Below are 740 nucleotides of genomic sequence, written 5' to 3'. Positions count from 1 at the left end.
CCCCCCCCCCCCCCCCCCCCCGCCCGGGCCGCGGCCGCCCCCACCCGCCCCCCCGCCGGTCGTTCAACGCTATGCGCTGGGCCGGCGGCTGGGAGGTCGTCGGCAGGCGCTGCCAGATTTCGTCGAACGCTGCCCGCCACGCCGCTACGCTGAGTGTCGGCAGCGCCTCCCGCAGATGAAACTTGCGCACCGTCGCGCTACCGCGCGTCTGGGTCAGCGGCCGCCCGGATAACAGCCCATAGGAGATCAGGGTCGACGACCCGGGCAGCACCGACAGCAGCGTATTCGCCAGTTCGCCGCCCACCGCGTCAAACACCAGATCGCTGTGCTGGCTGACCTTCTCCATCAGCGCCCGGTCGGTATCGAGGATCGGATAGATCCCGGCCTGTTCCAGGCGCGCCCGATGCTGCGGCGAGCGAATAATCCCGCTCACCGAGCGGGCGCCCATCGCCAGCGCCCACTGCCCCAGCAGACTGGCGCAGGAGGACGATGCCGCGGTCAGCACGAGGTGTTTTCCGGCAACCGGCCAGCGCTTGAGCATCAGCATCGCCGTCAGCGGATTGATATACCCGCGGGCGGCCAGCAGATCGTCAACCGCCGGCGGCACCGGCACCAGCCAGGTCTCATCCAGATCGATAAACCGCTGCCAGGTGCCGCCCCCGCGCAGGGGCAGCACCCGCTGGCCCGCGGCCCGCCCGCCGCCGTATGGCGCGGGGGGCCGCCCCCCCCCCCCCCCCCCC

General features: G+C 72.6%; 1 protein-coding gene. It reads right to left on the bottom strand.

The window, feature by feature from the left end:
• Nucleotides 1-740, bottom strand: a 740-nt coding sequence (locus HMPREF9538_RS30720) for a hypothetical protein (protein WP_009486368.1), incomplete at both ends; no start/stop codon positions are given.

The sequence above is a fragment of the Klebsiella sp. MS 92-3 genome, from assembly GCF_000195655.1.
Classification (GTDB): domain Bacteria; phylum Pseudomonadota; class Gammaproteobacteria; order Enterobacterales; family Enterobacteriaceae; genus Klebsiella; species Klebsiella pneumoniae.
The sequence above is the reverse complement of the archived record's forward strand: the minus strand, read 5'-3'. Positions and strand labels throughout refer to the sequence as shown.